This is a genomic window from Okeania sp. SIO2C9 (genome assembly GCF_010672455.1).
GTDB lineage: Bacteria > Cyanobacteriota > Cyanobacteriia > Cyanobacteriales > Microcoleaceae > Okeania.
In genome coordinates this window covers 76,789-85,154 of record NZ_JAAHGO010000041.1, presented here as the reverse complement: position 1 = coordinate 85,154, position 8,366 = coordinate 76,789, and the positions used below count along the sequence as shown (strand labels likewise).

The window sequence follows — 8,366 nt, the reverse complement described above, 5'->3', positions numbered from 1 at the left end:
TGGGGAGATGGGGAGATGGGGAGATGGGGAGATGGGGAGATGGGGAGATGGGGAGATGGGGAGATGGGGAGATGGGGAGATGGGGAGATGGGGAGATGGGGAGATGGGGAGATGAGAGAATTTTTCTACCTACTTACGCTATCGGGTGGCGCGGGGTCGCATTAGCTTTTTCCCTATTCTCGTTCCTGAATTTCCACAACTTATGATGACTGAGGACTGCAACCAAAAGCATATACCGCGTGCAAAGATCCCACTCAGGGGTTCTATATAAGTAATAATGTAGGGATGCTCCATGGAACATCTCTACAAGAATTTCAGACAATATTCTATTTTTTGTCAGGAATGCGATCGCTAATTATCTAAAAGTAGTTTCAAATTAAAAATTAGACAAGAGGGGTAAACTATAGATTTAACTTATAGCGTCAGTAATTAAAATTATTTATTTTAATCAAACAATATCTGATTTTCCCCAAATTATTACAAAATATTTCACCTACTTGCGTTGTTTCAGCGATTTGGTATCATAGTTTGTACATAATATATTGTGCCAATGTTGTAGCTAAAAGTAAAAATCATTGTCTTTTAAAAGCTACAAGCTAGTATTTACATTAATATCATCTCCAATATTCACATTTTTTGTCTGTTTGGATAATTTCAAAAAAACAAATTTTAGATAAGTATAAGTGCTTAAGTAATCATAGCTATTGACGGATTAATTTTTATAAGGTAAGAAATCAGTCTAAAAACTGCTATTAAAGCCATTCATTCTGACTCCTGACTCCTGAATCCTGACTTCCCCTCCTGGCTCCCCTCCTGGGAGGGGCGGGGGTGGGTTGGGTTAGGGGATGGTTGACTCCTAAGAAATATCCTAGTGCAGGATGGCAGAAATAACTGACCAGTTACAAAATCCTAAAACAATTACAAATCAAAAATGATTGACTTTTGCCTTTTGACTTTTGACTTTTAATTTCCGCGTAGCGACACTAGCTATTTGTAGCAAAAATTTATCAATTTGGTATTACTTCTTCCTTCTTCCTTCCCTCTTATAATATGTCTTACAGCGAATTTACTCTCTCACAATTAGAGTTTGAATTTAATTTGATACTTCAGGAACGAGTTGAATTATTTAAGTCTATAAAATCTGTAAGTCCTAGTGCTTTATTGAGAGAAATTTTGGCTGAAAATATTCCTTTGGTATTAGAAATTGATACAGAAAAAGCTCGTTTCCTGACGGAATGCTCCGCAAACAGATATTCTTAAAAATAGCTACTCCAGTTAATTTGAGATAGTTATTTATATTTTTTTTCCCTTTTTTAAAAAAATTAACCCTTCTTCCTTCTTTCCTCTTCCTTCTTTCGTACGGACGTTGCATGCAACGTCCCTACCATTTGTAACAAACATTTATAAAATTGGTATTAGTGGCATTAATATAACCGTCAGAATGGCGTTGAGTAACTACTAATTCCCCAACAGAGTGTTGAATGTAGTGCATTCTAATTTATCCTTTTTGAAATAATTTACTTAATTTGTTTATAACAAATAAAAGCAAATATAGGTAGCATTTTCCGAACTGAAAAGTCCGTCAACCACTAATCATAGAAGAAATTTTTGCTGTGGGGATAATTTACTGTAGTTTTCATCTATGAAAAAATATTATTGACACGAATTAACTCTCCCTTGAATATCTCAAATCCGCTAATAACTTTATGAATACAATGAGCAAAATTTTCCCAATAACGCTCGTATAGATAAATAATAATTCCAGCATAATTGGGATAGACTTAACGAAGTCAGAAGTCAGAAGTTAGAAGTCAGAAGTTAGAAGTCAACCCACCCCTAACCCCTCCGGTGGAGGGGAAGTAGAGGATTTAAGCCTCGCTCCAAAAATATTTCGCCTTAAAAGGCGGGATGTTAGACCCATATTATTTTGATAATGTGATTTTATATCTGTACGATTTAGGGTGAAAATCGTATGATTTTCTTTAATGGTAAAAACCCAAAATTACCCATAATGAAAGTGATGATTAAGTAGATAGTTCAACAATTAATAATTAATAATTAATAATTAATAATTACCTCTCTTTGAAAACAGATAGGATTAACTCAAAGGAAAAATTTTTCTTGTTTCTCCTTGAAAGGAGATGCATTTTACCTTAATTATTTGGTAAAACTAAACGTAAAATAACTACAGCAAGTAAATTTCATCAAACTATTATGAATTCTGACTTTTTCTTTAATTAATTTCTGCCAAGACTCCCCTTAATACATCTGCATTAACCCGGTCTGTAATCTTGACCACACCCACCCCAGTCGGTAAGACAAACCTAACTTTACCCGCTTTAACCTTTTTATCCGTCTGCAAAGAAACCAAAATTTCCTCAATATCCAACCCACTCGGCAACCTCGTCGGTAAAGCAGCTTTTTCTATCAAAGCTAACTGACGACGATCGCTCTGTTCATCCCACATCCCTAACTCTACCGCCAACCGACTCGCAGCCACCATCCCAATAGCTACCGCTTCACCATGAGTCACCATAGTATAACCAGTCAAACTTTCCACCGCATGACCAATAGTATGACCGTAATTCAAAATTGCCCTTAATCCCGATTCTTTTTCATCTTTGCTTACCACATCAGCCTTACTTTGGCAAGATCTAATCAAGATTTCCTCTAATAACCCTGGCGTGAGATGATTAATTTCATCAAGCTTCTGACTATTTTCCATTTTGGCAAATAATTCCGCATCCCAAATAGTTCCATATTTAATAACCTCTGCCATTCCACCCCGAAACTCACGCACAGGTAAAGTCTTCAATACTTCCGGGTCAATTAATACTAGACGTGGTTGGTGGAAAGCGCCGATAAGATTTTTACCTTGGGGATGATTGACTCCTGTTTTTCCGCCAATAGCAGCATCCACCATTGCTAATAGAGAAGTAGGAACTTGCACCACATTCAATCCCCGCAACCAAGTCGCTGCTGCAAACCCAGTCATATCGCCAACTACTCCACCCCCCAGGGCGACCATTGTCGAAGACCGTTCCATACGGTGTGCTAAAGCTGTATCGTAAATAGTGTTTAGGGTTTGAAAGTTTTTGTATTGTTCTCCAGCAGGGAGGGTGCAGTGAGAAACATCAAAACCCGCTTGTTCGAGAGAGGCGATCGCTCTTGAGCCATAATGACCAAATATTTCTGGGTTGGAGACCAGCAAGACCTTTTTGCCCAAGTTGAGGGGTTGCATTTTTTGGCCAAGTTGGTCCAGGTTGCCAGGAGCGATCGCTATTTCATAAGATTTGGAGGGTAGTTGAACGGTGATGGATGCCATGGATAATTTCAGACTTTGCTATTTTGAACATTAAATATTAGACTTAATTTTATCTCAACGTTGGTTGAATACCCGCGCTCTCCCGTAGGGGAGCGTCCCATGGGAAAACCAATCAATCTTGCGGTTTTAGAGATAATTTGTTAAAATACAAGTTTTACTCAACCAAAAACCAAGGTTGAGACTACTATCGCTTTTTAATCAAGTCGCCGAGGGGCACTGGGAGACGTTAAACGGACATGGAGGAAGCGTTAGACTGGCAAGCCAGCATTTTCCAGTGAGGTGTCAACCCGCACTGAGTCATTCCAGTAGGGGCGTTAACGATAGTTATGCGAAGCAAACGGCCGTTCGCCCCTACAGTCTGTTTGAATGATGGATAGGAACCCCGCGCTGTACCGTAGGTCAGCGTCGGGAGGATGTCAAAGTTTTATTTACCATTTTGGAGAAAAGTTAATGACTGTTGATGGAATTATTGCTTTCTTTGTATTATTTGTTGGTGGCTTAGGTGTAGCTACAGTTTTAATGTTTGGCTTGCGTGCTGTTAAGTTAATCTAGAATTGTATAGTAAGCATTCAGCCGTCAGCTATCAGCTATCAGCTATTTCTTTTAGTAGGTGATAAAAGTTTTATTAATTGAGCTAGAAAAATCTGACTACAAAAGTCAGCTTCAAAGTCTATATTCATTTAAACCCCCTTTTTTTGCGCTCGAACTGACAGCTAATAGCTGTTTGTTTACATTGTATAGGTTTTCCCGTTAGACATTTTTTAATAGTTTAGCGGGAGTTTATAAAAGACAAAAATCAAATATGAATAATCAAGTTACTGATTTACAATTACTTTATGAGGCTGATTATTTTGAGTGGTTAGAAAAGATGATTAAACTGCTAAATAATCGTCAATTAGAGAATATAGATTATGATAATTTAATTGCAGAGTTAGAAGCTTTGGGTAGAATTCATTAATGGATAATGGATAATTGATAATGGATAATTACCTCTCCCTAAAGAGGATTGACTAAAAGGAAAAAATTTATTTTTTTCCCCTTGAAAGGGGAGGCTTCAAGGCGCGAATAATTAATAATTATTAATTAGGGCTTGCTGAATAAATATAAAAGTCTTTACAGATAAATGTTTTAGCCTTTTTAGGTCGGGAAAAAGTACCTGATTTTTAGCTCTTCACGCTCAAAATGCTGACTTTTTGAGCAAGAGTTGGGCAGAAAATCAAGGGACGATTATTCTGACTACCTCTTCTATAATTCTCCTGACTTCTGACTTCTGGATGATGACTCCTATCCTTAAGCACAAGACTTTTTCAGCAAACCCTAATTATTAATTATTCTGTGAAAAAAGCGCAGTTGAAAGTTTCGTGATTTTAATTATTCAACATCTTTTATTTTATCAATATTGGGAAAAGGAAAGAGATGATAATTATAGGCATTGGCAGACAGAAATTTTAAAATTTAGGACTCAGTTGGAACTAAAATTCACAACAAATTTACGGAATTATTTAGCTGATAGATTGGATTATCTTGATGGTAAAGCTAGAAAAATTGCTCAAGTTAAATCGGAACTGAAATTACCAGAAATTAACCCTTATACTCTCGAACAAATACTTGATGAAGATTGGCTACCTCAACAATTAATAATGTAAGCATTTCCTGCGGAATGCTGCGCAAACAGCTATTAGCTATCAGCTATCAGCAACAAGACTCTCTCTTATGGGAGAGTGTTTAAATTAACAACTGACTTTAAGTGCAAGGGAGCCAAATTTTGCAGTAAGACAATTAATAAAGCTTTGATTCTAAACTAGAAGCAATAGCTGATAGCTGACGGCTGACGGCTGAATGCTTACTTAATAATTAATAATTGATAATTGATAATTAATAATTAACTATAGCAATGCGGAGAACTTTGCTTTTATTAACGAGTATCTTGGTTATATGGAACCCCAAATTAAATATTATGGAGGGTTTATCGATAAATATATCGGTGATGCTATTATGGCACTATTTCCCAATTCTGCCAATGATGCACTTAAAGCAGCGATCGCCATGTTGGAAGAGTTGAAAAAATACAATTCATATAGAGAAAAAAAGAATCTCAAACCCATTCGTATTGGTATTGGTTTGCATACGGGAAACTTAATATTAGGCACAGTCGGAGGATTTGGACGTATGGATGGCACAGCAATTGGCCATGCAGTTAATCTCTCCTTGCGAGTAGAAGGATTAACCAAAACCTATAGAGTTTCGCTTTTAATTACCCATCAAACATTGGCACATATAAATAATCCCTTAGAATACGATTTGCGATTTATCGACAAAGTAAAAGCCAAAGGAAAAGCCAAAGCAGTAGGTTTATTTAAAGTTTTTTCTGCCGACCCACCAGAACTCAAGGAAACCAAAATGTTTACAAAAGAGAAGTTTGAAACAGCAGTGATGTTATATCATGCTGGTTCTTTTGAGCAAGCAGCAAATCTATTTCAAGAATGCTTAGAATCTCATTCAGGTGATCGAGCTGCACGGGGTTATCTGGAACGTTGTAACCTTCATAATTAAGATTTTTTTGTGGGATAATTTACCCTCATGGTTGGTCAAGTTGAGCTTCTGATGGGGGGAAGTGGTAGCTGTTTTTGTTAGATGTTACTCGGTATCGCTGGTAATTTTGCTTATTTGTGTTGTTTCTTTTTGCGAAGAAGAGTTGAGCTTGCGCCAAGAGTTCCGAGGACTAGGAGACTTATAGTTGAGGTAGGTTCGGGAATAGGAGTATGAGCAACTTTGTATTCTAGATGTTCTGGAGATACTGAACTTTCAAAATCAGTGGCAAATGCGACTCCACCTATTCCATTGTCCATACCATCAATGTCGTTCAAAAACTCGAACAGTTCGCCAAGACTAAGAACAGTGTCATTATTAGCATCAGCATTGACACTGCCCATTCCATTAGGAGAGAATGCATCGAGCCAAAAGGGAAGAAACAGGGATTTTCCGGGAGCGCAATTGTTTTTATCTGATGTACCAATGACAAAACCTCTATTGATATCCTTTGAACCATCAATCATCTCGCCAGCAAAGCAACTATCGAAAATTGTTAGAACACCAACACTATCAGGAATCATGTTGATTATGGCTGCAATTTCATCATCTGTAGCTGGATCGATAAATCCTCCTGATGTTCGTGGATCAGTTGCGTTACTCTGTGCCAAACCAATAATTCCGTCATCATTATCTGCTTCATCTATTGGAGCCATATCACCTTGAAAACTTCCATGCCCTGCATAATGAAATATAAATATGTCACCATTTTTAAGCATATCTTTTTGATTGTTTAAAAGATCTAGAATCTCCCATCCAGTCAAATTGGTTGTAGCAAGTGCTGAATCACCGGGACTTAGAAAAGGAGAAATCGCATCAAACGACTCAAAAACATCATTGGCGAACTGATCATTTCCAATACCAAGGAATTTGACAACTGAAGTATCAGATGGATCTTTCAATGAATAAGCAGGCTGACTCCCCAACGACAACGTTATTGCCAGCGAAGAGATAATAGTTTTTGAAATTAATTTTCTCATATTTTTTACTTTCTATCAATTTTTGTTGTTGCTTCTGGAATATTTTTTATGTTGAAAACTATTTAGATGGCTTTAGATCACTTAAACTGCACCTAAAGAACCTATCGCTAAAAGACCCAAACCAGAAGCAGGTTCTGGAATATCATGAGTAGCATCTGTTCTCGTAGCGAGAAGTGAGAATCCCAAATACGAAAGCGGACTTCGTTTCTCAACTCTCATTAGTTTTCATCTCTCTATAATCCCACAATAATCCCGCAGCGATCGCTCACCTTTTTATTCATCTATCTGTTGATTTACTTATTCAAATTGTTCACTTTTCCGACCATTCCTTGAGAGATATTCAAACTGCTTTCGTGGAGAGGACAGATAAAAATAATGGAGCATTACTCGTTTTACCAATACTAACGCTCCATTATTCAAAACTAGCCTTTATGCCTAATTGTAGTTTTGCTTGCTTATTTGTGTTGCTGCTTTTTGCGAAGAATAGTTGAACCTGCACCTAGAGCACCGAAAGCGAAGAAAGCTACAGTGGACATAGGTTCTGGAGTTGTCTGGTGTGCGTGAATACTAATAACGGTATCCCACGGTACGCCGAACTCATCAACTAATTCCTGTGAATCAGCGGTAAACTCGCTCCATATCCAGGTAGGAATCCAAAAAGTATCAATTGTAGGAATTTGGTCAGCAACGGTAAAATCCATACCTACACGAACCGGATTTGCGGTGGAGAGTGTCATTCGCTCTCTGGGGTTTAACGGATCGTTAAACTCCAACTCGAAAGCTACGTCGAAGAAACTGCTAGCTGTCAGATTTCCATCAACATTTGTTAGGTTCTCAATTGCACCCTCCGATGGCTGAGTCGTACTTTGACGTAGAACTACGTCGCCTAAGATAGGACTTGTACCTTCCAGGTTCATCGATACAATTTCAGTAGGAATTGTGAAGGATTCACCCATGGGGACAGGTAAGGGATTTTCTTGCGTACCTAGATCTAAACCAGTAGGTACCTCGAAGTTAATAGTTGTCGCTCCCCAGAGGTTCAACGGGATAGGTTCCTGTGGCAGAGGGGTTGTGGGAGTAGGTTGAATTACTATCTCCCAATCCCAATCAAAAGAAATTGGGACTGTTGTTTCTTGAGCAATACTTATACTTGGTAAACTAACTAAGGTGGCTGCAAGTCCAATTGCTGGTAAGAAATTGAATTTTTTCATGACTGACTCTTTGGTGTATTAATTTAGTTTGCTATTTCAGGACTTACGCAAGGACGATATATATATTGTTCAGCCTTGCGGATAGAAGCATAATTTAGTTCGTAAGTTTTATCGGTGAGATCAAACTCCAGGTAATACGTTCACAACAAATATAATTTGAGAATTTGGTGAAGCCTTACACTTAATTGGTAATAACTTTGACATCCTGCCTAATTTATCATCCCACAGTAATTCCACGGCGATTGTTCACTTTTTGTTCAC

8 protein-coding genes and 1 pseudogene are annotated in these 8,366 nt (G+C 37.7%); 6 read left to right on the top strand and 3 right to left on the bottom strand.

The annotated features are described in order from the left end of the window. The first annotated feature begins 23 nt into the window (after positions 1–23). Positions 24–206: a hypothetical protein gene (locus tag F6K23_RS25895; protein WP_293161149.1), complete on the top strand. Its 183-nt coding sequence runs from the start codon at positions 24–26 to the stop codon at positions 204–206. Positions 207–1,050: 844 nt separating this feature from the next. Further along, the gene (locus F6K23_RS25890; protein WP_293161147.1) at positions 1,051–1,260 is read left to right on the top strand and encodes a hypothetical protein; all 210 of its coding nucleotides are present in this window, start codon (positions 1,051–1,053) and stop codon (positions 1,258–1,260) included. Positions 1,261–2,233: 973 nt separating this feature from the next. Here the strand turns inward: F6K23_RS25890 and aroB are convergent. After that, positions 2,234–3,325 carry a 3-dehydroquinate synthase gene (gene aroB, locus F6K23_RS25885; protein ID WP_293161145.1) on the bottom strand — a complete coding sequence of 364 codons (1,092 nt, stop codon included), beginning with the start codon at positions 3,323–3,325 and terminating at the stop codon, positions 2,234–2,236. 366 nt (positions 3,326–3,691) lie between these two features. On the opposite strand from aroB, the gene F6K23_RS25880 reads away from it, so the two are divergent. From F6K23_RS25880 to F6K23_RS25865, 4 genes and pseudogenes are all read left to right on the top strand, one after another. Beyond that, positions 3,692–3,877, top strand: a complete 186-nt coding sequence (locus F6K23_RS25880) for a cytochrome b6-f complex subunit PetL (RefSeq protein ID WP_293161143.1) — start codon at positions 3,692–3,694, stop codon at positions 3,875–3,877. A 250-nt stretch (positions 3,878–4,127) separates the two neighbouring features. Continuing rightward, positions 4,128–4,283 (top strand): DUF29 family protein, encoded by a 156-nt coding sequence (locus tag F6K23_RS25875; RefSeq protein ID WP_293161141.1) that lies wholly within the window; start codon positions 4,128–4,130, stop codon positions 4,281–4,283. 391 nt (positions 4,284–4,674) lie between these two features. Beyond that, positions 4,675–4,971 (top strand): annotated as a pseudogene (locus F6K23_RS25870) (DUF29 domain-containing protein); the annotation flags it as partial. A 232-nt stretch (positions 4,972–5,203) separates the two neighbouring features. After that, a complete protein-coding gene (locus tag F6K23_RS25865; RefSeq protein ID WP_367267818.1) occupies positions 5,204–5,878 on the top strand; it encodes an adenylate/guanylate cyclase domain-containing protein in 675 nt (224 codons plus the stop codon). Positions 5,879–5,988: 110 nt separating this feature from the next. Here F6K23_RS25865 and F6K23_RS25860 read toward each other — a convergent pair whose 3' ends face one another. Together F6K23_RS25860 and F6K23_RS25855 are read right to left on the bottom strand one after the other, a co-directional pair. Next, positions 5,989–6,894 carry a PEP-CTERM sorting domain-containing protein gene (locus tag F6K23_RS25860; protein ID WP_293161140.1) on the bottom strand — a complete coding sequence of 302 codons (906 nt, stop codon included), beginning with the start codon at positions 6,892–6,894 and terminating at the stop codon, positions 5,989–5,991. A 455-nt stretch (positions 6,895–7,349) separates the two neighbouring features. Beyond that, positions 7,350–8,105, bottom strand: a complete 756-nt coding sequence (locus F6K23_RS25855) for a hypothetical protein (protein WP_293161138.1) — start codon at positions 8,103–8,105, stop codon at positions 7,350–7,352. Between the last annotated feature and the right edge of the window lie 261 nt (positions 8,106–8,366).